At 55.9% G+C, this 22,993-nt stretch carries 18 protein-coding genes; 11 read left to right on the top strand and 7 right to left on the bottom strand.

What is annotated here, in order from left to right; translation table 11 throughout:
* The first annotated feature begins 16 nt into the window (after positions 1–16).
* Together V4U84_RS05370 and V4U84_RS05365 are read left to right on the top strand one after the other, a co-directional pair.
* Positions 17–2,170, top strand: a complete 2,154-nt coding sequence (locus V4U84_RS05370) for a carbohydrate-binding domain-containing protein (protein WP_334072429.1) — start codon at positions 17–19, stop codon at positions 2,168–2,170.
* A 1,008-nt stretch (positions 2,171–3,178) separates the two neighbouring features.
* Positions 3,179–4,753 (top strand): sigma-70 family RNA polymerase sigma factor, encoded by a 1,575-nt coding sequence (locus V4U84_RS05365; protein WP_334072428.1) that lies wholly within the window; start codon positions 3,179–3,181, stop codon positions 4,751–4,753.
* Between the two features lie 49 nt (positions 4,754–4,802).
* On the opposite strand, the gene V4U84_RS05360 is transcribed toward V4U84_RS05365, so the two are convergent.
* Complete coding sequence (locus V4U84_RS05360; protein ID WP_334072427.1) at positions 4,803–5,600, bottom strand: nucleotidyltransferase domain-containing protein; 798 nt, start codon at positions 5,598–5,600, stop codon at positions 4,803–4,805.
* 198 nt (positions 5,601–5,798) lie between these two features.
* On the opposite strand from V4U84_RS05360, the gene V4U84_RS05355 reads away from it, so the two are divergent.
* The 6 genes from V4U84_RS05355 to V4U84_RS05330 all read left to right on the top strand — a co-directional run bounded on the left by V4U84_RS05355 (position 5,799) and on the right by V4U84_RS05330 (position 13,364).
* Positions 5,799–7,001, top strand: a complete 1,203-nt coding sequence (locus V4U84_RS05355) for an outer membrane protein assembly factor BamB family protein (protein ID WP_334072426.1) — start codon at positions 5,799–5,801, stop codon at positions 6,999–7,001.
* Positions 7,002–7,462: 461 nt separating this feature from the next.
* Positions 7,463–8,353: a hypothetical protein gene (locus V4U84_RS05350; protein WP_334076863.1), complete on the top strand. Its 891-nt coding sequence runs from the start codon at positions 7,463–7,465 to the stop codon at positions 8,351–8,353.
* Between the two features lie 35 nt (positions 8,354–8,388).
* Positions 8,389–8,997, top strand: coding sequence for a 4Fe-4S single cluster domain-containing protein (locus V4U84_RS05345; protein WP_334072424.1), 609 nt, complete (start codon positions 8,389–8,391; stop codon positions 8,995–8,997).
* Positions 8,984–10,609 (top strand): AAA family ATPase, encoded by a 1,626-nt coding sequence (locus tag V4U84_RS05340; RefSeq protein WP_334072423.1) that lies wholly within the window; start codon positions 8,984–8,986, stop codon positions 10,607–10,609. The genes V4U84_RS05345 and V4U84_RS05340 overlap by 14 nt, the downstream gene beginning before the upstream one ends.
* A gap of 16 nt (positions 10,610–10,625) precedes the next feature.
* Positions 10,626–11,255 (top strand): DUF2997 domain-containing protein, encoded by a 630-nt coding sequence (locus tag V4U84_RS05335; protein ID WP_334072422.1) that lies wholly within the window; start codon positions 10,626–10,628, stop codon positions 11,253–11,255.
* Positions 11,256–12,302: 1,047 nt separating this feature from the next.
* Entirely contained in the window at positions 12,303–13,364 is a 1,062-nt protein-coding gene (locus V4U84_RS05330) for an LLM class flavin-dependent oxidoreductase (RefSeq protein WP_334072421.1), read from the top strand.
* A 647-nt stretch (positions 13,365–14,011) separates the two neighbouring features.
* Here V4U84_RS05330 and V4U84_RS05325 read toward each other — a convergent pair.
* Both V4U84_RS05325 and V4U84_RS05320 read right to left on the bottom strand, forming a co-directional pair.
* Positions 14,012–14,854: an aldo/keto reductase gene (locus tag V4U84_RS05325; RefSeq protein ID WP_334072420.1), complete on the bottom strand. Its 843-nt coding sequence runs from the start codon at positions 14,852–14,854 to the stop codon at positions 14,012–14,014.
* Positions 14,855–14,921: 67 nt separating this feature from the next.
* A complete protein-coding gene (locus V4U84_RS05320) occupies positions 14,922–16,163 on the bottom strand; it encodes an MFS transporter (protein ID WP_334072419.1) in 1,242 nt (413 codons plus the stop codon).
* Between the two features lie 117 nt (positions 16,164–16,280).
* Here V4U84_RS05320 and V4U84_RS05315 point away from each other — a divergent pair, with 117 nt between their 5' ends.
* A complete protein-coding gene (locus tag V4U84_RS05315) occupies positions 16,281–16,667 on the top strand; it encodes a winged helix-turn-helix transcriptional regulator (protein WP_416367208.1) in 387 nt (128 codons plus the stop codon).
* A 69-nt stretch (positions 16,668–16,736) separates the two neighbouring features.
* Here V4U84_RS05315 and V4U84_RS05310 read toward each other — a convergent pair whose 3' ends face one another.
* On the bottom strand, positions 16,737–17,165 hold the full coding sequence (locus tag V4U84_RS05310) for a MarR family winged helix-turn-helix transcriptional regulator (RefSeq protein ID WP_334072417.1): 429 nt from the start codon (positions 17,163–17,165) through the stop codon (positions 16,737–16,739).
* A gap of 118 nt (positions 17,166–17,283) precedes the next feature.
* Between V4U84_RS05310 and V4U84_RS05305 the strand changes: the two genes are divergently transcribed.
* Positions 17,284–17,874 (top strand): NAD(P)H-dependent oxidoreductase, encoded by a 591-nt coding sequence (locus tag V4U84_RS05305; RefSeq protein ID WP_334072416.1) that lies wholly within the window; start codon positions 17,284–17,286, stop codon positions 17,872–17,874.
* Here the strand turns inward: V4U84_RS05305 and V4U84_RS05300 are convergent.
* From V4U84_RS05300 to V4U84_RS05290, 3 genes are all read right to left on the bottom strand, one after another.
* Positions 17,855–19,339, bottom strand: a complete 1,485-nt coding sequence (locus V4U84_RS05300; RefSeq protein ID WP_334072415.1) for an aminotransferase class V-fold PLP-dependent enzyme — start codon at positions 19,337–19,339, stop codon at positions 17,855–17,857. The genes V4U84_RS05305 and V4U84_RS05300 overlap by 20 nt on opposite strands.
* Before the next feature lie 78 nt (positions 19,340–19,417).
* Entirely contained in the window at positions 19,418–19,882 is a 465-nt protein-coding gene (locus V4U84_RS05295; RefSeq protein ID WP_334072736.1) for a DsrE/DsrF/DrsH-like family protein, read from the bottom strand.
* A 462-nt stretch (positions 19,883–20,344) separates the two neighbouring features.
* Positions 20,345–21,412 (bottom strand): C40 family peptidase, encoded by a 1,068-nt coding sequence (locus V4U84_RS05290; protein WP_334072414.1) that lies wholly within the window; start codon positions 21,410–21,412, stop codon positions 20,345–20,347.
* Between the two features lie 263 nt (positions 21,413–21,675).
* On the opposite strand from V4U84_RS05290, the gene V4U84_RS05285 reads away from it, so the two are divergent.
* On the top strand, positions 21,676–22,950 hold the full coding sequence (locus V4U84_RS05285) for a glycoside hydrolase family 16 protein (protein ID WP_334072413.1): 1,275 nt from the start codon (positions 21,676–21,678) through the stop codon (positions 22,948–22,950).
* The last annotated feature ends 43 nt before the right edge of the window (positions 22,951–22,993 follow it).

Raw genomic sequence — 22,993 nt, 5'->3', positions numbered from 1 at the left:
GGAAGGATGGATAAACATGAAGAGGTTTGAGTTGGGCAGTAAACTGGGGATCTTGTTGTTGAGCTTGGCGCTTATGTCCGCTTGCGGATCGGCATCCGCAGGTCAGAGTGGGGACGGGACGTCGAGCGGGACGGCCACGGCTGGAAGCGCGGCCGTTGGAACGGAATTCGCCAATGTTCATGTGGCCGACAAAGTCACTTTTGAGGCGGAGGACACGGCGGCGGACTGGAGCGCGGAAGGCTCGACGGCGATCCGGCTGAACGGGACCGCCGCTGAGATCAGCGGTGGTTCGGGGGCGGTGTTCCAGGACGGGGCCGTGACGATCACGGCCGCGGGGACCTATGTGCTCAGCGGAAAGCTGAGTGAGGGGCAGATTGTGGTGGATGTGCAGGATAAAGGGGATGTCCGGCTGGTGCTGAACGGGGTGGACATTCACGACAGCGACAGCGCTCCGATCTATGTGAAGCAAGCGGGCAAGGCGATCATTACTTTGGCGGACGGCTCGGAAAATGTCATCACCGACGGAGAGAAATATGTCTTTCCCGACGCCTCTACGGATGAGCCGAATGCCGCGTTGTTCAGCAAGGCCGATTTGACGATTAACGGAACCGGCAAGCTTGCGGTCACGGGGAATTACAATAACGGCATCGCCAGTAAGGATGATTTGAAAATTGCCGGAGGCACCCTGGAAGTGCAGGCTGCGGACGACGGCATCATGGGACGCGATATGGTCGCTGTCCAGGACGGCAGCATCACCGTCAAGGCGGGCGGCGACGGGATCAAATCGACGAATGACGAGGATGCCGCCAAAGGTTTCGTCGCTATCGCCGGCGGCACGTTTAAGGTGGAAGCCGGCAACGATGGTATCCAGGCCGAGACATCCCTGGTCGTTGACGGCGGCGCGTTTGATGTCGTGACCGGGGGAGGAAACGCGAACGGGGAAGTCAAGACGCCGGAGCAGGGGCCGGGCGGCCCTTGGAGCAAGACGGCGGCCGATGCGGCGGGTGGAACCGCGGCCGGGAGCGGCAGCGGGGCGGACACTGCGGCGAAAGCCGGTACCGACACCGCCGCGGCGAATACTGCTGCCGAGACGACGGCCGAGACGGAGTCAACCAGCGCGAAGGGGCTGAAGGCCGGCGCGGACATCAGCGTGAACGGCGGCAGCTTCGCGATCGATTCCGCCGATGATGCCGTGCACGGCAACGGCAATGTGGGCCTGGGCGGCGGCGAGTTGAAGATTGCGTCCGGAGACGACGGCGTTCACGCGGACGCTCTGGTTTTCATCTCCGGCGGGACAGTGGAGATCGAGAAGAGCTATGAAGGCGTCGAAGGGGCAAACATCACGATGGCCGGGGGCGAAGTTCGGGTAAAGGCCTCCGATGACGGCGTCAACGTGGCGGGCGGAAACGACAGTACGTCGGCGAACGGGCGTCCGGAGCAAGACCAGTTCAGCGAGACCGGGTCGGGCTCGAACCTGCTGACGATCCGCGGGGGCCGCTTGGTTGTCGACGCCGATGGAGACGGCCTCGATGCGAACGGCTCGATCGCAATGAGCGGCGGTACGGTCGTAGTGAACGGGCCGACTTCCGGCGGCAACGGCACGCTGGATTACGACGGCACCTTTGAGATCAGCGGCGGAACGCTGGCCGCCGCAGGAAGCTCCGGCATGGCCCAGGCGCCGTCCGACGGGTCGAGCCAATATTCGGTGGCCATGAGCTTTTCGCAGGTACAGCAGGCGGGTACGCCGGTTCGCCTGGAGGATGGCGAAGGAAAGACGATCCTGACCCTTGCGCCCGCAAAAAATTATCAAACCGTCGTCATCAGCACGCCGGAGATGAAAAAGGGCGCCTACACGCTGTATACCGGCGGAACGCCGGCCGGTACCGGAACGGACGGTCTTTTCACCGGCGGTACAACGACGGGCGGGTCGAAGGTCGTGGCGTTTGAGATCACCGACAGCGTGACCACCTGGCTGAACGAATCGGGCGTGACGACCGGCAATACCGCGGGCCGGGGGCCCGGCGGCGGAGGCCGCGGCATGAGACCGGACGGCGGCACGGCCCCGAACGGGGGAACGCCTCCGGAGGGCGGGGTTCCGCCTGAAGGCGGGGTTAACCCCGGCGATGGGGCAAGCATGTCCGCACCGGATGGAGCGGGGACAGAAGGTTGAATTAAAGAGGCTGGATTCGCGGCGTTGCCGCGGACCGGCCTCTTTTTTGAAGAACGATTCTATCACCGCAAGCAAAGCGTCCTAGTAACCTTCCCTTTGAAAGCCGGGCAGGTGAATAAGTGCCTTATGCGGCGCTGTTTTGGCGAATTCGGCTGGACGGGGGGGGAATAGCCGACTTTGAGGCAATGAGGTTGCATCAAACCTTCCTTGATGCTGCCCACTTGGGGCCAATCCGCCGCTTCGGCAAGCAACATGTCGAACTTAGATCGTCGTCTCCCCCTCTAAACCATGCTAACGGTCGCCATAGCCGTTATTTGCCCGGTTTGCGCTGAATCCAAATTCTAACGGCCGCCACGGCCCCTATTTCATATAAGCATGGCTGTTTTGGTCAAAATGAAGGTAAATAACGGTCCACACGACCGTTAGAATCCCAATACGTGATTCAATCGCAACATAACGGCTCTCACGGCCGTTAGACTTCCCAACTGCAGAACCTTGTTTGTAAAGGCCTGTACTTGTTTGTAAAGGCCTCTACTTTTTTGCGAAGTTCTTTAAAAGCGATTAAGGCATCAAGCTCCGTTGTAATCATCTGTCAGGGTTAATGCAACGCAAGTGACTTTTAGTGAGGAAAAGCGGGCCAAACCCTGATTTCGGGGCCTGCACCCGTCCAATAAGACCTTCTTTCACCGCTATTTTTCCCGCGGAGCCGAATCGGGCCGAAATAGCGCCCCAAAAGGGCGCTAATGTGGCGGGCGCAGGCCCTAAATGGCCTAATGGCCGCGGTGCTCCTGATGATGTAAACTTGAGGGAGACTACTTTCGTGCCATGCCATACTGAAGCGCTCGGTTCATTCGGCCCGGTCCTTGACAAGCCTACCTGGAGCAAGCCGCCCGTGCGGACAAGGGGCTGCCCCCTTGAGGACGTCCGGACAAACAAACTTAGGTAACCTCGGAGGGCTCCATGGGCACTTCTATATTGAGTACGGAGAAAAAGGAGCGGACAGCCTTGATGCCAGAAGATATAGAAAAGGCCAAACAGGGGAACAAAGAGGCCTTTGAGCCGATTGTCCGGCATTATACCGCCATGGCAAAGGCGGTGGCCTATGGGAAGTTAAAGGACCGCCAATTGGCGGAGGATGCGGTGCAGGAGGCGTTTACGGAGGCTTTTCTCCACCTGGACAGGTTGACGGCCGCCGAAGCGTTTCCGGGCTGGTTCAAAACGATTGTTCTCCGGCAGTGCTACCGGATTCTCCGCCGCAAGCGGGTCCGGGCGGTGCCTTATGAGGAAGCGGACGAGGCGGTTCTCCGAACCGATCGGGTATCGGAAGCGGTTATACAAAGGGAGCTTCAGCAGTCGGTCCGCGATTCCCTCGCCGCCTTGACGGCACCGATGCGCCTGGCGGTTCAGCTGTTTTATTTTCAGGGATATTCTTTGCAGGAGATTTCCGCCTTTACGGGGACCTCGGTGTCCGCTCTCAAGAAAAGACTCTACGATGCCCGAAAAAAGCTAAGGGGCACTCTCCCCGTGGCCGATCCGGTCTCCGTATATCATCAGCTGTACGAAGGAGGAAGAAGCGTGCTTCATCTCGTAAATGGCCATGTAGTGGAACAAAAGCTGCGGCAGGGAGGCGTTCAAGGCGACATTCTGGTATGGCGGGAGATTTATACGCACGGCCCTGTCTTTGCGAGGCCGGAAGAAGCGGGGAGCCGGGATCGGCGGGCGCGTTATTTGGAAGAAACTTTGGGCATTCCCGGCGCCGAGTATATACGGATCAGCGAAGCGCAGGAAAAAGTCCTGGAGAAGGTTCGAAACTATGAAGAGGTAGTCCTGTGGTTTGAGCACGATCTTTTCGATCAAACGATGCTGTGCTATCTGTTGTCTCGTTTCTCCGGGCAAGACTTGGGGCGTACCAAGCTTAGCTTGCTCTGTATCGGAGAATATCCGGGGATCGAGGGATTTCGGGGTTTGGGACAGCTTACTCCCGAGCAGTTGGGGGCCATGTCGGGAACTTGGACGCCGGTCGGGACCGAACAATTGGAGCTGGGCGCGGAATTTTGGGAGGCCTATACCTCTCCCGGTCCTGTGCGCTTGCAGGAACTGCTGGACCGGGATACTTCCGTCCTGCCGTTCGCGAAAGAAGCTTTTCGGCTTCATTTGGAAAGGTACCCCTCCGTCAAAAACGGTCTCGGGATCGTGGAGGAAACAACGCTGCAGTCCATTCGTGACGGGGTGAACCGGCCGCTCGAATTGTTCAGGCTGGTCGGGGATCGGCTCTCTTTTTTCGGGATGGGCGATTTGCAGTATTGGCATATTCTCAGAAGCATGTCCTTAGAGCCCTGTCCGCTGCTGAAGATTCGCGGAGTACCGGCTTTTCCCGGTTACGGTTCCGGACAAGATGCGGAGGCGCTCCGCGAGGGTATTTTGGAGATCACCGAGTTCGGCCATCAAGTACTGAATGGAAAAGAGGATGCCGCCGCCCGGCGGGGGATAGACGAATGGTATGGAGGCGTACATCTGCAAGGGCGGATGCCCGAGTGGCGCTGGGATGCTTCCCGGCAAAGGATTCAAGGTCCAAATCCCTGACTGTTCGACGGCAGTCAGGGACGCTTTTTGGCGTGTACCGATAAAGTGTCTACAAGGCGAGAGATTCAAAGACGCGGTCCAGGTAAGCGACGGCCTTATCCTCCGCATCAAGACGAAGCTCCAGTTCGGGATAATCCTGACGCAATTCGCAATAAATCCTAATGGATGCCTTTATAGCCTGATAGCAGCTTTTCGGAGTATGAGCAGGGAGGGTGTCTCTTAACCGGTTCGCCTGCTCGCTGTACAACTGCTCCAATCTCCGGAGTCCGCGAGGGAGTTTTCCGTTCTTCACCTGGATGAGCGGACCAAGGACGGAGCTTCGGATGAAAGCAAGGTTGTCGATCACCTCGAATAGCTCGCCTCGTCCCAACTTGGTGGCGCAATAGTGAATCCACACCCAGAACCGGTCCTCCATCCACTGTATATTTATAGTTTCTGAACGACAGGGTGTGTCTAGCAACACTTTTTTGACCTCGTCACTTCTTTCCCAAAGAATGACCGGGTCTTCAATCCGGTCCGCCAGCTCGGGGACGGAGACGAACTTCAGGTCCACATGGAGAAGCCGGCCTCTGAAATCATACAGGCAAATCAAAAGCCGGGGCTCACCGACATGTTCTCCCGTGAAGGCGGATAGCAAGGGTCCCAAACTTTTCGCGTAATGCAACCGCTCCTCGAAGATTTCTTCCCGGTATGCGGCATCAAAGACCACAATTAAATCCAAGTCGCTGAATTCATCCAACGTTCCGGTCATGAGGGAGCCGCCTGCAAGGAGGCCTACAAACCGGGAGTCTGTGCTGATTTTTTCCCGGGCTTGGGAGAGAAATTCTTCAAAAAAGGGTTTGAACATAAGTCAAAACACTCCTTTAATTATGACCCCTCTTTGCAGAAGGGTATTACGCCAACATAGCAGGGGTAGGGATATTTTGTCAATATACCAATCGGCCTTGAGTATGGGGGGTTACCCTCTTGTTGCGACCCGAGTCAGGGAGTATGGTAGTAGAGTAGACATGGATTAGAGGCTAGCAACGGAAGGAAGAGGATCATCGTGAAAACAAAACTGCTTAAAGGCTGTCTTGCCGTATTACTGCTGACGGGAGGCATCGGGGCGACGATAACGGTCCATCCGGCGGAGGCCAAAGCCGACGCGGCCGGGGTGATCAACAAACTGCCCGAGCCGCAATGGAGCCAACCGGACGTCGTGGGAGAGTCGGGAGGCGTGGAAGAGGAGCCATTCGAGGTTCCGAAGCTGAACACGGTATATCTGCATACCAAAGAGGAGCATCTCACGCAAACGAAAGTTTGGGTTGTGGATACGTTGAAAGCTTTTGACACCGGAACCGGGAAATTGAAATGGTCGGCCAACTTTGCGGACCCGGGAACCTCGATGGTTCGCGAAGCGCAGCCGTTTCTGGTATCCCCGGATGGGACGGTGTACGTGACGTTTACGGACAACCTTTCTCCGGCGGGGACCCAGGTTTATGCCGTGGGACCGGACGGGAAAAGAAAGTGGACCCTGAACTTTTCCAGCAAGGACGGATATTTGTTTAGGCTCGCCGACGGAAATTTGGTTTTTGCCTCCAGGGGAAAGATGGACACGCTCGGCAATTACACGGGGGGTTCGTTGACGCTGATCGACAAGAACGGAACACGGCTTAAAAGCTTGGCCTACAAAGGGAACGTTATAGTCAAAGGCAGCCGGGTTTTGCTTCAAACGAACTACGGCGGAGGCAAAGGCTCGCGGATCGAGGCCCTGGATGCTGCTTTGAAGCGAGTGTTTGTACACCAACTTCCGGCGCAATCTTATGCCGAGGTTGGCTTTGACCAGGTGCTTGCCGACGGAACCGTTCTGGTCCGCGCGAATTTGCCGAAAACGGGCAACCGTCTGTTTGGCTTCAGCCCAACCGGAAAGCTGCTGTGGGGGCGGGATATCGCCGGCAACGCGGAAGTTGCCTCGCTCGGGAATGTGTATGGCGTGTATGCGAACGGGAAATTATCTCTTTTTAACGCCAAGGGTTTGGTCAAATCGGCCGCCATTCCGGCCCAAACCGTTTATTTCATCACTTTGGATTTGCTTCAGGACGGCACCGTGGAGTTGAACTTAACGGGTTCCGGCCGCTATGTGCTTGACCCGGTCACCCTGCAAGCCAAGTATACGATCCGGGTTCCGGAAGATGACCATTTTACGTATGCGGGGAACGGGGCTGGATATGTTGTGACGGGAAAGGGTTTTTCCCGGTATAAGTTTTGAGAAACAGAAGGCGGTCCCGAGCGGTTTGTCCCGGGATCGCCTTTACACGTCCAGGCCGGACATGAGGCGGCAGGCAAACGCGTATCAGGCAGGAAAATGGGGGTTAGGTGGCGAAATGGATCGTAATTTGTCTATATAAGTTGAACTCTTGATTTACATGTAAGGCAGCCGTGTGAAATGTTCTTCCGATCGCTGTTGTTCCCAAATTTCCCTATTAATTCAAACCAGAAAAGGTAGAAATCCGGTCACAAAGGCGAACGTTTCCACTTCTCCAGAATCATTTCACACTCTTGCCTATTGGTAAAGCTTAAGTTCAACATATATAAATAGCTGAAGGAGTATGGAAAATGGATGACAACGATGTAGTAAAACAAATGAAAACAAAGCGGAGAATCATTGTTTTTGGGTCGCCATTGTGGTTTCTGGGATTATTTTTTGCTGTCTCCGATGGAGAATGGTTCATGGGGATTTTATGTGTGCTTATACTTGTTGCCAGCGTATTTGCCCTAATTAAAATGAATCAGCAAATTCAAGGCACTCTTGCCCCTTACAGACCGGGAAAAGGCTTCTGGTATTACCGGATGTCCGCGCAAAGTAAAAGAACCTATATCACAGTCGGTCAGTGGGTTTTATTTCTGCTGCTCATCGGTTCTTGGATGATGGACTATTTCAACGGTTATACGGTTGTAACGGCCATCGGCGGCATCATTGCGCTTCAAGTGCTGGTGAAGCGCCGAATCCAACTGCATACCGAGATTGACGATGCCAGCCTGTTTGAGCTCGAGGAGCTTGGAATTATCCAAGAGGGAGAGTTGATCACGTCGTTGTATAAGGATTTTGAGGATTGGTCCAAGGTTTCGGAGGGCGCCAAAGTGTTGGCCCTGACGCCGGACCGATTAATCGTCATCGTTATGGCTTCGCCGGAGGTCGGGACCCGGTATGAGCTCCGGCTACGGGAAATTGTCGGCCTCAGTATAATTGGCGAGGGGAAATACGGGCAGGGTGTCATCGTTACCTTGAGATTGGCTGACGAGACGGTGATCAATCTATTGCTGGAAGGGGAGAGTCAGCAGGACTCTCCGGAGCAGTTCATTCAGTCGCTGCTGCGGGGCTTGGACCGGGTGTACACGGAAACCGCGGGCTCGGCGGGCTTGGAGCAGACAGCGCGGACTCGTCCGGAACACCCCAGATTTCCGGAGGGAGAGCCGCGGCCGGTTATCCGTCATCTGGACCTGCACGAAGCCGCTCCTGTTGTGGAGGGTCCTGATTCCCTGGATCAGGGGGCATCTTCGGGCTCGGGACAGCCGAATCCAACAGAGGAACATGCAAGCAAGCGCATTATTGATTTTTAACTCATGCAGTAAACAGGTTAGGATGTGTGCAGGTTGTGAACAGCAAATTATTTGTCCATGATATCAACCGCTGCAGCTTCGTCAACGGCCCGGGAACCCGTGCGGTAGTTTGGGTGCAAGGGTGCAGCCTGGGCTGTCCGGGCTGCTTCAATCCCGGGACGCACCTGGCGGGGGACCCGTCAGCAAGTATCGCCGACCCCGTTGCTTTGGGCGAGGAACTCGGACGGTTGCCTGTAGACGGACTGACGTTGTCCGGAGGGGAGCCCTTGGAACAGCCGCAGGCGGTTTCCGAACTGATCAGATCTTTCCGGCGTGTGAACGCCGGAACTGTATTAATCTTCAGCGGTTTTACTCCAAAACGGGTCTTTGCCTCGGAGGCGGCCCGTTCCACGATTCTGCTGGCAGACGCGGTGCTTGCCGGTCCTTATCAAGGGGGAAGCGATCCCTGTCGCGAAATTTGGAATTCCAAGCAGCTTATCCTGGTTACGGACCGCATAGAGCCGCATATGCTGACGCCGGAACGGCGGGTGGAAGTATCGCTGCAGTCCGGCAGCCGTTTGCGGCTGTCCGGCTATCCCGATCCGGCGCAGCTCCTAAATTTAAACCAATTCTTGAAACAGGAGCCTGATTATGACGAAAGATGAATTTATCCAGGAGATTGAGGTTCTTATCCGTGCCCGGTACGGGGTTATTCTCATTAATACGCTGGAGGAAGAACGGGCGATCGATCTGCTTGCCGATTTGGCGCGTAAACTGAACAAACGGTTATTGACCTGGTCGTGCACGAGAGGGTTGGTTATGGACGGAAACACGCCGGTGCATCCCGATACGGTGGATCTCATGACCGCCATCGCCAAAGCCGAACAATTGGCCAAGGAGCCCTCCCTGTTCGTATGGCTGGATCTTCAGTCTCATTTGAACAGTTCTCCCGTCTATATTCGGCGATTTAAGGAACTGGCCCAGGATATCCGCGAAAGAATGCCCTCCAATTCGATTATCGTAGGTCCCTTAATGGAAATTCCCATCGAGCTGCAAAAAGAAGTCACGATCATCGACATGCCTTATCCTGATCTGAGCGAACTCAAAACGATTATTTCCCAGTTCGCCCAGCAATACAGAGACCGCAATGATCTTCAGATCGATTGCTCGGAACCCACATTGGATGCTCTGGGGCGGGCATCGATCGGTCTGTCGAAGACCGAAATCGAGAACTGTCTGGCTAAATCGCTCGTGCAGCACAAAAGAATTACCATGGACGACATCGATTTTATTTTGGAAGAAAAGAAGCAGAACATTCGTAAATCCGGCGTTTTGGAGTACGTGGACACGGAAAAACTGGAGACGACCGACATCGGCGGCTTGGATAATTTGAAAAAGTGGCTGGAGATCCGTAAGCAGGCCTATACCCCGGAAGCGGAGAAATTTGGGATAGGCTGGCCCAAAGGCGTGCTGCTTGTCGGGGTTCCGGGATGCGGAAAGAGCTTGAGCGCCAAATGCGTGGCCGCTTCCTGGAAAATGCCGCTCCTCCGTTTGGATCTCGGTCGCGTGTTCGGGATGTACGTCGGATCTTCGGAAGCCAACATTCGGCTGGCCCTATCGATGTGTGAAGCCGTATCGCCCTCCATTCTGTGGATCGACGAGATCGAGAAGGCATTATCGGGCCTGGCCAGCAGCAATTACAGCGATGGAGGCACGACTTCTCGCGTCTTCGGGACGATTTTGACTTGGATGCAGGAGAAGAAGAGTCCGGTCTTTGTGTTTGCGACCGCGAACAATATCGCCAGCCTTCCTCCTGAAATGCTGCGCAAGGGGCGGTTCGACGAGATTTTCTTCGTCGATCTGCCGAACGAGCAGGAGCGTGCCGAAATTTTCCGGATTCACATAAAGCGTATTGGCCGAAATCCGGAGCATTTTGATATCGCCAACCTGGTGAAATTGTCGGGTGAAGCAAACCTGGGCGATGGAGTGCGCTTGACCGGTTCGGAGATCGAGGCCTGCGTGAATCAGGCTTTGTTGGAAGCCTTTTTTGTAAGAAACAGCGAGAAGCACCCGGAAGGAGATGTGACTTCCTCGGATATCGAGCGGGCGATCGTCCAATCCGTCCCGTTAAGCCGTGTCCGCAAAAAGGATATCGGATATATGCGGACTTGGGCGGCCGACAATGCGGTCAGAGCCAGCCTTGCACCGGAACAGACGCATTCCCCGAATAGCGCGGATGTGAATGAGTTGACGGTCGGAAGAAATATAGATTTCTAAGGAGGCGTATTTCGGGATGAGCCACAGTACCACATTTCCCCTGGTTTTTCGCGACAAAAGACTGCTGTTTCGGGCCATGCGCGATACGGGATTAGAACCCGAGAACAAGGTATGGTATTCCTTCAGTACGGAATTGCAAAAGAAACTGGGAATCGGCGGGGAATCTCTCGGTAAGCTGCTAACGGGTAGGAGAGGCGAGCTTCATCTGATTATTGTGGAAACGGAGGAAGGCCTGCAGGGGGTTTTTGAGTCCGGCAATCTGTCCGGGGAGGAGCTGGATCTCGCGGGGGAACAGCTTTTGTCCGAAGTTCAAACCGCCTATCTCCGCGGTGCGGTAAACCAGGTCTGCAGACGTTACATGGAGGCCGGCCTGCATGCGGAAGTCCGTGAGAACAAGAGCCCGGAAGGAGTTTCCTTTGTGCTGAGCTTCGGAACGGGAGGCAAATCGGTTACCGTTACGCAAAACAACGATGGCTATATCGAGGAGCAAGTACAGGGCGTGGCGGGTCGATCCTGCACGGTAGCGACGGCGGAGCTGGAGCGCCTGTTGGCCGGTACGAACGTATCCTCCCTGAAGCGAACTTGGACACCTGCTTACCAAGCGACAGTCGAGGACCGGGAGCTTCAGGTTCTAAAACTGACGTAAAAGGATTACCTTCGTGAAAAGACAGGCGGCAACGGTAAGGACGGGGCTGGTTATGTTGTGACGGAACGGTTCCGAGCTATTGGGCTCGGGGCCGTTTTTTTTGGGAGGGGGTGTCGGGACTCCTGCTCGTGTTAAGTGAACGCAGAACTGACATAATATCGGTCCGAAAGCACTCACGTTGTATCAAACCTGACGAGTTGGTTCCGGCGCTCCCAATTTCCTTAGCCGCCTGTCGCGTTAACGGCCTTTTGGGGCGTTATTTCCGCCCGATTCGGCTGCGGGGGAATGATAGCGGTCAAAAAGGGCCTTATTGCACTAGGGCGGGCCCATAATTCAGGGACTAGCCCACTTTTCCAAAAAAATGGGACCCTAAAAGGCACTGAAGTTGCATCAAACCTGACATGGTGCTACTCATTTTGATCCGGCGTGCCCCATTTCCCTAACCGCCGTCGCATGAGCAGCCTTGCAAGAAAGACGAAAATTAACGCATAACGGTTGCCACAGCCGTTATTTGTCCTGAAAACACCGATTTCCCATTCTAACGGTCGCCACGGCGCTTATTTTCGCATAAACAGGCTGTTAAGACGAGAATCCAGGGGAATAACGGCGCTCACGACCGTTAGAATTTCGAAAGGGCTACTTTTCGTTAAATAGCGACTGCCACAGCCGTTAGACTCCTCTCAGGCGTTAGTACCAGCCGGAAAGTCTGACCTTTTACAGTAATTCATACTCGATTACATCAATGGAGGTAAGTCTTCGAAGGCAAAAGAAAATTTCCCGAAAAAAAAGGAAGACTACGCCTTGCGTAAGATAGGACTCCCATTTTAACCACCCTCTTCTTTCATGTTAGGGTTAGTTCATCGCTAGTACCTAAAAAGCCGTTATTTCACACCGCCCAGCCGAATCCGGCAAAATAGCGCCGCATCAGGAACTTATTTCCTGCACGGGAGAGTATTCCTGGCTTGCAAAATCAACCGGAAACCGCCACAATAGAAACTACAGTAAATTTAGTTAATGAATTTATGAAAGTTAATAGGGGGATGATGTATGGAAATCGGGCTCAGCACTTTTGTGGAGACCACGCCGGATGTGCATACCGGCGAGTTGATCAGCCACGCTCAGCGTCTGCGCGAGGTGGTGGAAGAGATCGTCCTGGCGGACCGGGTGGGGCTCGACGTCTTCGGCGTCGGCGAGCATCACCGCCAGGACTATGCGGCCTCTTCGCCGGCCGTCGTCCTGGCGGCGGCCGCGGCGCAGACCGAGCGGATCCGTCTCACCAGCGCGGTGACCGTGCTGTCATCCGCCGATCCGGTGCGGGTGTTCCAGGAGTTCTCGACCCTGGACGGCATTTCGAACGGGCGGGCGGAAATTATGGCGGGGCGGGGCTCTTTTATCGAATCCTTCCCGTTGTTTGGCTATGATCTGCAGGATTACGACGAGCTATTCGACGAGAAGCTGGACCTGCTCCTGAAGATCCGCGAATCGGAGAAGGTCAACTGGGAGGGTAAACATCGCCCCGCGATCCGTAACCTCGGCGTGTACCCGCGCCCGGTGCAGGAGCCGCTGCCGGTATGGATCGGCAGCGGAGGCAACACCGAGTCCGTCATCCGCGCCGGACTGCTTGGGCTGCCGTTGGTGCTGGCGATCATCGGCGGCCGGCCGACCCAGTTCGCCCCGCTCGTGCAGCTGTACAAGAAAGCGGCGGCTCAGGCCGGGCACGATCCGGCGAAGCTGCCGGTCGCCTCGCACTCGCACGGGTTCGTCGGCGAGGAGACGGAGCAGGCGGCCGATATGTTCTTCCCGTCGACCCAGGCCAGCATGAACGTCATCGGGCGGGAGCGCGGCTGGGGCCATTACGGCCGGGCTTCCTTCGATGCCGCGCGCAGCCTGGAAGGCGCGCTCTACGTGGGCGATCCGGACACGGTCGCGCAGAAGATCATTTACCTGCGCAAAAACGTGGGGATCACCCGGTTTATGCTGCACTGCCCGCTCGGGACGATGCCGCACGAGCAGGTAATGCGGTCCATCGAGCTGCTCGGGACCGAGGTGGCGCCGCGGGTGCGTGAGGAAATCGCCCGTTGGGAAGCGGCGGGAGAGCCGCGGGAATAACCTGGCCTCCGCCTGATCCTGCGCCGCAAGCCCATAAGAAAAAGAACCCTTGGCAGGCGGCGGGAGCCGGTTACCCCGAAGGAACCGGCCCCACCCTGCAAAGGGCCTAAAACCGAAGCGATTCACATGCTCCTCATTGTTCACCAGTAGTTTATAGGCTTCCAATACCGCCAAGGTGCGAACGAAGATATAAATACCCACAGCGATCATGGCCGCAAAAACCGGGTAATATGGCGAAATTATTGCATAACATGATGGCGCATTCTATCTTGCGGCCGTTGCATTTTGTCAACTTACGGTACGCACCTAAACACTTATTAACGGGAAAACCTCCCGTTAATTTCCCGCTCTTGGGCCTTGGCTCCGATTTAAATGGAAAAGCTCCATTTATTTCGCGGCCCAATCGCCAATATACCCTAGTTTCAGACGAATTAGCGGGAGGTTTTCCAGCTAATTCGCCTCTGCAGCACCCTGGGCACCTAATTAACGGGAGAAATTCCCGTTAATGTTAATTAGGCCGTCCCGCCCACCCGGCGTGAACCAAGTTGCCCCGACTAACTCGTCTATAAACTGAACTAAAGGAATTAGCTTTAGTAAGCGTGTGGAATCTGTCTTATATGCAAATCAATAATTCAACTTATCAAAGACTAAAAATTAAAATTGTCCGGGTCCGGGCCAACCCGGCGGTCTTCATTCATCCCGTCGATCCGATTCATATCTTCTTCGCTCAGCGAGAAATCGTAGATCGAGGCGTTTTCGATGATCCGTGCTTCTTTGGTCGATTTCGGAATGGTAATCACGCCGTGCTGCAGGTCCCAGCGCAAGATCACCTGGGCCACCGATTTGCCGTACTTGGCGCCGATTTCCTGAAGCACGGGATCATTCAGCAGCTCCCCTTGCATCAGCGGAGACCAGGCTTCCAACTGGATGCCCTGTTCCCGGCAAAATTGAAGCAGCTCTTTTTGCGTCAGCCGCGGATGGAATTCCACCTGGTTGACCATCGGCTTAATTTCCGCCCCTTCCAGGACATCCTGCAAATGATGGATTTGGAAGTTGCTCACCCCGATCGCCTTCACGCGCCCTTCCCGGTACAGGGTTTCCAAGGCGCGCCAGGACTCCTTGTATTTGCCTTTGACCGGCCAGTGGATGAGGTACAGGTCCAGGTAGTCGAGGCCGAGTTTGTCCATGGTGGCGTCAAAAGCGGCCAAGGCCGAATCGTAGCCCTGGTCGGCGTTCCACAGCTTGGAGGTCACGAACAGTTCCTCGCGCTTCACAAGCGACTCCTCAAGCGCTTCGCGGATCGCGGTCCCGACGCCGGCTTCATTCTGGTACACGGCCGCGGTGTCGATGCTGCGGTAGCCGTGACGGATGGCGGCTTTCACCGCCGCGATGAGTTCTTGTCCTTCTTCGACTTTAAAAACGCCCAAGCCGAAGCCCGGCATTTTTACGCCGTTATGCAAAGTGACGGTATCCTGCAAATTTTTAATCATGGGTTCTGGTCATCTCCTGTTCCTAGTATGGGGTATCTTCTGATGGTATCGCCTTCCATAAAATAGCTTACCCGTTTTGCGCGGCGGGATGCAAGCCGCCCTCAGCCGCCGGGGAGCTTCCCTGCGCGGCGTCTTTTCTCTCCAGCACCCGCGCCCGCCCTGTAAGAATCACCGCGGCCAGAACCATCAGTCCTCCTACCCAGGTGGTGTGGAGAAGGCCGAGATGATCAGTGACGATGCCGCCAAGGTAGGCTCCGATGGCAATGCCGGCGTTAAAGGCGGCGATATTGACGGCGGAGGCGATGTCTTTGGCCTGGGGCGCGAAACGCTCCGCCAGCATGACGACATAGATTTGCAAACCGGACACGTTCATGAAGGCGAATAGGCCCATCAGAAAAATGGTGATTAGTCCGGCAATTTTCATCGGCGCCGTGAAGGCCAGGGCGAACAGCACCAGGGACTGGACAACGAACATGTAGAACAGGGCGCCCACCGGTTTGCGGTTGGCCGCTTTGCCCCCAAGGATGTTGCCGATCGCGATGGCGATGCCGTACATCAGCAGAATCACCGCGGCCGTTTCCTCGGGAAACCCGGTTATTTCATGAAGCAGCGGGGATAAATAGGTAAAGACGACGAAGGTGCCGCCGTAACCCAGGGCGGTGATGGCGAAAGCCAGCAGCAGGCGCCCGTTGGTGACCAGCTTGAGCTGGTCGTTAAGCCGGGTTTTCGCGCCTTTGCGTAAATTTCCGCCGGATACCAGCATCAGGTTGGCGAGAAAAGCCGCCACGCCGATAAGAGCGATGGCGATAAAGGCCGTCCGCCAGCCCCATTGCTGCCCCACCATCGTGCCCAGCGGTACGCCCGTGACCGTGGCCACGGTAAGGCCCGAGAACATAATGGATATCGCGCTGGCCCGCCGGTTCTCGGGAACGAGGTCCGCGGCGATGGTCGATCCGATCGACATGAACACGCCGTGCGCGAGGGCCGAAATGACGCGGGCCGCAAGCAGGACGCCGATGCCGCCGGCCATGGCGGCCAGGCTGTTGCCGGCAATAAAGACGAGCATCACGCCGAGCAGCAGCGTTTTTTTGGAAACGCCGGAGGTCAGTGACGTTAGCACCGGGGCGCCGAACGTGACGCCCAAGGCATATAAAGTGACGGTGAGTCCCGCCGTGGTGACGGATATATCAAAGTCATCAGCAATCAGGGGAAGCAGCCCCACGCTGATAAACTCGGTTGTCCCGATCGCAAAGGCGCTGACCGCGAGGGCCAGAAGCGCCAATATACTTCGCTTTTTTTCTATAGACACAGGTTCTTCCACTCCTCTATGATTTGTCGCCGCCGGCCGGCATATGCTATTATCATTTATCGAGGCTGTGATGAACAGTACGTACTTTTAAGTGATATAGGTACTAAAAAGTGCCTAATGCATAAACAAAGGGAGGAAGTCGCCTTGGCGAAAAAATATAACATCTCGGTAGAAGCAACGCTGGAGGTCATCGGGGGAAAATGGAAATGTGTCATTCTCTGTCATCTCACGCATGGAAAACGCAGAACGAGCGACTTGAAACGCCTCATGCCTGGCATTACGCAAAAGATGCTGACCCAGCAGCTGAGAGAGCTGGAAAATGACGGGATCGTCAACCGGATCAGCTATAATGAAGTGCCGCCGAGGGTCGAATACGAGTTGACCGAATACGGGTGGAGCTTGAAGGGCATTCTGGATTCCCTGTGCGCCTGGGGAGAGAAACATATCATCAAGGAGTACGGGGATAAGAGCGCCGTGTTGGAAGACAGCATCTTGAACCGGTAAATGAAAAACGAATGGCGAAAAAGCCTGGTCATCACCTGTGAAAGCAGGGAGACCGGGCTTTTTTTAATTTTAGGAGAACACTTTCGCATGCAGCAGCCGCAAGGCGCGGCCGATGTCCCGCAGATCGGATTCCGGCAAGCCGCCGATCCGCTCGAGAAACCGGGCTTCGATCTGCCGGAATACCCCGTCTATCAAGCGCTGTCCCGCCTCGGTCAGGCGAATCAGCTGTACGCGGCGATCCCCCTTGGCGGAAACCTTCTCGCACAGTTGTTTTTCCTGGAGCTTGCGGATTTCGCGGCTGGCGTTGGGCATCGAGATATGGTGACAATCGCAGATCTGGCTAAGGGTAACCGGTTGGCTAACCGCGATGTACTCCAGAATGTTGTATTGGACCGGGGTGATCCCCTCCGGTTTCAAACCCTGGGTCATTTCGTGTTTCACTTCGTGTACGGCAGTCGTAAAAGCCACGAATTGTTGAAAAAGCTCAGTCTTGTCCACAGAACCACCTCATTCTGACAATAGCAAAGTAATTATTAAAAAACAATTATCATTTGACAACAATTGAATCGCTGTATATGATTTGATTATCAAATGATAAATAAATGAGGTGCGAGAAGTGAACCTGCTGGTCATATATACCCATCCGAATCATCAAAGTCTGAGTTATGCTTTTTTGCAGAAGGTATTGGAGGGAAGCCGCGAAAATCCGAGGATCTCCGGAATTCAAGTGCTGGATTTGTATGAGGAGTCGTTCGATCCCGTCCTCGTATTCAACAAGGAGAAGCGGAGGCGCGATATGCACCTGGACCCCACCCTGGCCAAATACCGTGACCAGATTCAATGGGCGGATAAGCTTGTGTTTGTCTACCCGATCTTTTGGGGGCGTCCCCCGGCCATGCTCCTCGGTTACATCGACCGGATGTTCTCTTCCGGCTTCGGATATCGCGACAACGGAAAGCTGCTGCCGGAAGGTCTCCTGAAGGGCAAATCCGCGGTCTGCATTTCCACGATGAAAGGCCCGGAGCGGGTTTATCCTTGGTTCTATCTGAATAACGCCCATAAAATATTGATGGGAAGGGCGCTGTTCAGCTATGTCGGCATCCGGCCGGTCAAGTTTTTTGAATTCGGGAGCATGGAGAGTCCCAAAGGCCGTCATGAGAAAAAGCTGCACAAGGTCTACACGTATTTCAAAAACCTCGAGCGTTAATCCCTTTGCGGTGAAGCCACTCGCCGGTGTCCGGGTCGAAGACATAGTCTTTCTTCCATTCCGTGATATGTTCGGCCACGTCCCGGATGGAGGCGGCGATGTAGTGTATTTGCCGATCCGTCATCATCGGATGCAGGGAAAGGCGGGCCCAGCCCGGCTTGCCCGAAAGGTCTCCTTCCGCAATCTGTCCGGCGATGTGGCGGGAATCCGCCGGGTCGATGCCGAGCAAGTAATGGCCGTACGTTCCGGCGCAGGAACAGCCGCCGCGGGCTTGAATGCCGAAGCGGTCATTAAGCAGTTGGACCACCAAGTTGTAATGGATGGCTTCGATCGTAAAAGAAACGATCCCCAGCCGGCTGCGGCGGCTCCCCCCGAGAATGCGCAGGCCCGGAATTGGCTCCAGCTTACGCAGCAGAAGAGAGGTTAACTCCTTCTCCCGCGCGCCCATCCGGGAAATGCCCATCTCTTCTTTCAGGCGAATGCACAGGGCGGCCCGGATAGCTTGCAAAATCCCCGGGGTTCCGCCGTCCTCCCGCGCCTCCGCGTCTTCGACATAGTGATAATCGCCCCATGGATTCGTCCATTGCACCGTGCCGCCGCCGGGATGATCGGGAACGCCGCTGTCGCAGCAGGATTGGTCGACTACGAGAATGCCGCTCGTTCCCGGCCCGCCCAGAAACTTGTGCGGGGAGAACAGGACGCCGTCCAACCTTTCCCGCGGCGGGTCGGGATGCATATCGATGCGCGTATAAGGGGCGGAAGCGGAGAAATCGATGAAACACCTGCCGCCGTGCCGGTGCATCGTCCGGGCCAGCTCGTCATAGGGAGTTTCAAACCCGGTCACATTGGAGCAGGCGGTGAAGGCGCCGATTTTGGTGGTCCGGTGCCGGTAAATCTGTAAAAGTCGCTCCAATTGGTTCGGATCGACCGTCCCCTCCGGCCCGGGAGGCACAACGACGACCTCGCCGATCGTTTCGGCCCAGGAGAGCTGGTTGGAGTGATGCTCCATGTGGGTGACAAAAATAACGGGGCGTTCCGCTTCGGATAAGCGGATTCGCGACTTGAAGCGCTCCGGAACTTTCAGTCCCAGCAGCCGCTGCAGCTTGTTTACCGCCCCGGTCATGCCGGTTCCCGCAAACACCAGCATGTCTTGCGGACCCGCGTTCACATGGCGCTTGATGATTGCCCGAGCCTCCTCGTAGGCCCGGGTCATGGTCCGGCCGGTCACGGTGGAGCGGGTATGCGTGTTGGCCATCCAGGGGCCGAATTCCTCCGCGAGCCTGGTTTCGATCGGCCGGTACAACCGCCCGCTGGCCGCCCAGTCGGCATAGAGGAGCGGTTTGGGGCCGTAAGGGGACTGGAAGGTGTGACCTTCGCCGATCGTATTTTCCCGATACCGCTTAAAATATGCTTCACTTGAGCCCGGTAAATCATAAACAAGGCTCCCGATGTTGGCCTTGAGCATAGGCGCACGCCCTCCGTTCGTTTGGTCGGTTTAGGGTATGCGGGGATGCCTGGCGGCGTTCAAAGGGAGCCTTGAACATTATATAAACAATTGAACATCCGAAGCTAGCGCGTCGCGGAGGTAGGTTTGCGCATCCACGATTTCAAGCTCCGGAATCAGCTCTTCGGGCCGGATGCCCATAATTTCCAGGGACAGCCGGCAGCCGTAGAACTTGACGTTCTTTTTCCGCGCCCCCTTCAGAAAGTGAATCAGCTTGGGAGCTTCCTGATCTTCGATCATTTCCGTCAACATCCATTTTCCCAAGCCGCTGAAATTCATGCGGGACAAGGGAAGGTCTTCGGGTCCTTTCGGCGACATCCAGCCGAGCAGCTTCTCATAGACCGTCTTGTCCTCCTGCGTCATCCGGTCGGGATCCCGCAGCAAAAACAATCCCCAAAAGGCGAAGAACATCGTCACCTCGACCTCGATATCCCGCGCCGCATTGGCCAGAATCAGCCCGGCCATCGCCTTGTCGTACTCCCCGCTGAACATCAGCAGGCTCATCTTCTTCCCGGCTTCCTTCTTCAAATCAGCTTCCCTGCCCGTTTGAACATCCTTTTCCGTTTTCACTTCCATTCCGATCCGCCTCCGGTTGTTGTTGGATGGAATTAGTATGCACGGCGGAGGAAGGGATATGCCCGATTCAAGGAATCGTCATTTTCAGAGGAGTTAACGGGATAACCTCCCGTTAATTTCGGGCATTCGGCTTTGCGGAGCGGAATAACGGGATTTCCTCCCGCTATTTCGGCGCAAAGCGGCCGATGGAGCCTCAGGGGAACGGATTAGCTGGAAATTTTCCAGCTATTTGGGTTCCCTGGGCCGGGACGTCCCAATTAGCGGGAGGTTTTCCCGCTAATTGCCGCGTCGCCTACCGCGTCGCCTACCGCGCCGTCCGCCGCGCCGCCTACCGCACCGTCCGCCGCGCCGCCGTAGGCTGCTCCCCGCGTCGTCCACCAGACGCAGGCGCTAAAACACCCGGCGCGCGGTAACGAACCGCTCTTTCCAGCTATCGGAGAAGGCTTCCAGGCGAACGCCGTATTTTTTCGAGTACGTGTGCAAAATTTGGTTATCCCCCGCGTAAATGCCGACATGGCCGATATCCAATCCGCGCGCGCTGAAGAAGAGCAGATCGCCTTTGCGCAGATCCTCCAACTTGACCTCTTGTCCTGCCTTGGCTTGGTCATAGGATACCCGGGGGAGTTCTACCGCCAGCATATCTTCAAATACCCGCTTCACAAAAGATGAACAATCAAAGGTCGCGGTTTGATCGGGCGATGCGCCGAATTCATACGGGGTGCCGGCAAAGGTCTGGCCATAAGCGAGCAGTTCGTCCGCCTGCTGTTCCCGCAGCTCGGGGCTGGCATAGTCGGTATACTTCGGCTTCGCCGAAATGTAGCCGGTCCGGCCGTCTTCCGTGCGGACCTCCAGCCAGAACGGCGAGGCTTCCCGAAGGACCATAACCTTGGCGCCGACCGGAAGCAGTTCCTCCGCGGCTTCACTCTCCGCGTCCGGAGCGTTCCGTAGATGAACGCCCCAGCGGACCGACGCTTCTTTGCCGATGACGGCGGCTGACGTAATGCGGACGGTTCGGGCGTCCTCCTCCCAAACGACGGTGCTGCCCAGCGCTTCGCTCACCAGGCGCAGCGGAACCAGCGTGTGGCCGTCTACGACCTCGCCCGGGACGTCCACCGGCATCGTCCGGCCGTTCAAATCGGCCTGGCTCTCGCCCAACCGGTAGGTCAGCTTCGCCCCGCCTTTGGTGGCCGTCACTGTTTTGGTGCCGCCGTCCCAAGCGAGCTTTGCGCCTTGCGCCTCAAACAGGCCGCGCATCGGTACGAGCACCGCCCCGTCCACGATTTTCGGCGCCGCAGCCGGTTGAATTCGTACCCCATCCAACAGAATGTTCACCGGAGCCGCCGACGGCGCCGCGGAAACCTGTGCGGCAGACCCGGCGGCATAGGCCGGGACGGCGGAGGTGATCAGCCCTGCACTAAGCAGAAGCAGGAGGGAGTACTTGCTTTTCGGTTTTTTCATGAGGTCATCCTCCTTGAGTTTGAAATCATAGTAAAAGAGCTTACTTAGTTGGACGAGTTTGGAAGGAGAGAGTTGTGCGGAAAATCCTGGCAGCGGGAACCTAATCTATTATTGTAAACGATTACAAGATTGAGTATAGTTGATATACAAGGAGGTGATTTATGGAAAATATGGGATTTAAATAGCAGCCTAGCGACCACAGCATGGCTTGTTTCGTTTCGGTGAAGGCGCAAGTCCAATCCAAAATAAAGGCGGGATGAACAATGAGAAAAGCTTGGGTCAAAATGATGCTCCTCAGCTTGGCATTATCTCTATTTCCGGCGGCCGGATCACAGGCGGCACCGACGGATCCCTGGAAACTGGTTTGGTACGATGAGTTTAATTTGCCTAACGGATCGGCTCCCGACAGCAGCAAGTGGTCTTACGATATAGGTACGGGTTTTGACGGAGGATGGGGAAACAATGAGAAACAGTATTATACTGATTCCAGAAAAAATTCATATCACGAGAACGGGCATCTGGTCATTAAGGCGCTCAAGGAATCCGTGGGAGGAAGGGAGTATACGTCGGCCAGGCTGGTTACGAAAAACAAAGGGGACTGGAAATACGGCAGGTTTGTGATTAAAGCGAAGCTCCCGACCGGCAGCCCCGGTCAGCTTCAAGGCATCTGGCCGGCGATCTGGATGCTTCCGACTGATTATGCCTACGGTAATTGGCCGCAAAGCGGCGAAATCGACATTATGGAAATGGTCGGCAAAGAAGCGTCGGGGGACCGTCATCAGGTATGGGGATCGCTCCATTTCGGAAACCCATGGAAGTACATCAATGCGGGGACTACGGTCACGCAAAACGATTTTCATGAATATGCGGTGGAATGGGAGCCGGATCAGATCCGCTGGTACGTGGACAACCAGTTGATTCAGACCCGATATGCGAGCGAATGGTACAGCTCGGGAGGTCCTCATCCGGCTCCGTTCGACCAGCGGTTTCACCTTCTGATGAACTTGGCGGTCGGCGGAAATTGGCCGGGGAATCCGGATGCCGGAACCGTGCTTCCACAGAGCATGCTGGTAGATTATGTGAGGGTTTACACGAAGTCCGAGAACCCTTCGGGTCAAAATTTGCTGAGCAATCCCGGCTTTGAATCCGGCATTTCCTCCTGGAGCGAGTGGCATGGGGCAGGCCTGGCCCAAAATGTCGAGGCTGGGGGACATACGGGGACGAAGCAGCTTGCGCACTGGCATGCCAATGCCTACAGGCAGTTCACTTATCAGCCGTTGCAGGTACCCAACGGAACCTATAAAGCGTCCGTCTGGCTTAAATCGGGCGGAGGGCAGAACGAGCTTCGGCTGGTAGCGCGGAATCATGGCGGTCCGGAGATGCAGGCGAACGTCGGGCCTGGAGGGGTACCGAACTGGACGCGGTATGTCATTGACAATATCCAGGTTACGGCCGGGTATATCGAAATAGGCGTTTGGTCGGACGCGCTGCCGAATACCTGGGCGGTTTTCGATGATTTTGAGCTGGTAAAAAAATAACCCCCGGATAGTCTCCGCTGCCCCCGGGTATCTTAGGGTAAAA

The organism is Paenibacillus sanfengchensis (genome assembly GCF_036864765.1).
Lineage (GTDB): Bacteria > Bacillota > Bacilli > Paenibacillales > Paenibacillaceae > Fontibacillus > Fontibacillus sanfengchensis.
Note: the sequence above shows the minus strand (reverse complement) of the source record. Positions and strands in the feature narration are given on the sequence as shown.

Excerpts from the sequence above, each read along its gene's own strand:
- V4U84_RS05360 (WP_334072427.1), bottom strand. The coding sequence starts at position 5,600 with ATGTTCAAACCCTTTTTTGAAGAATTTCTCTCCCAAGCCCGGGAAAAA.
- V4U84_RS05365 (WP_334072428.1), top strand. The coding sequence starts at position 3,179 with ATGCCAGAAGATATAGAAAAGGCCAAACAGGGGAACAAAGAGGCCTTT.
- V4U84_RS05295 (WP_334072736.1), bottom strand. The coding sequence starts at position 19,882 with ATGAGCCTGCTGATGTTCAGCGGGGAGTACGACAAGGCGATGGCCGGG.
- V4U84_RS05340 (WP_334072423.1), top strand. The coding sequence starts at position 8,984 with ATGACGAAAGATGAATTTATCCAGGAGATTGAGGTTCTTATCCGTGCC.
- V4U84_RS05300 (WP_334072415.1), bottom strand. The coding sequence starts at position 19,339 with ATGCTCAAGGCCAACATCGGGAGCCTTGTTTATGATTTACCGGGCTCA.
- V4U84_RS05330 (WP_334072421.1), top strand. The coding sequence starts at position 12,303 with ATGGAAATCGGGCTCAGCACTTTTGTGGAGACCACGCCGGATGTGCAT.
- V4U84_RS05370 (WP_334072429.1), top strand. The coding sequence starts at position 17 with ATGAAGAGGTTTGAGTTGGGCAGTAAACTGGGGATCTTGTTGTTGAGC.
- V4U84_RS05285 (WP_334072413.1), top strand. The coding sequence starts at position 21,676 with ATGAGAAAAGCTTGGGTCAAAATGATGCTCCTCAGCTTGGCATTATCT.
- V4U84_RS05315 (WP_416367208.1), top strand. The coding sequence starts at position 16,281 with ATGCATAAACAAAGGGAGGAAGTCGCCTTGGCGAAAAAATATAACATC.
- V4U84_RS05325 (WP_334072420.1), bottom strand. The coding sequence starts at position 14,854 with ATGATTAAAAATTTGCAGGATACCGTCACTTTGCATAACGGCGTAAAA.
- V4U84_RS05290 (WP_334072414.1), bottom strand. The coding sequence starts at position 21,412 with ATGAAAAAACCGAAAAGCAAGTACTCCCTCCTGCTTCTGCTTAGTGCA.
- V4U84_RS05335 (WP_334072422.1), top strand. The coding sequence starts at position 10,626 with ATGAGCCACAGTACCACATTTCCCCTGGTTTTTCGCGACAAAAGACTG.
- V4U84_RS05350 (WP_334076863.1), top strand. The coding sequence starts at position 7,463 with ATGGGGATTTTATGTGTGCTTATACTTGTTGCCAGCGTATTTGCCCTA.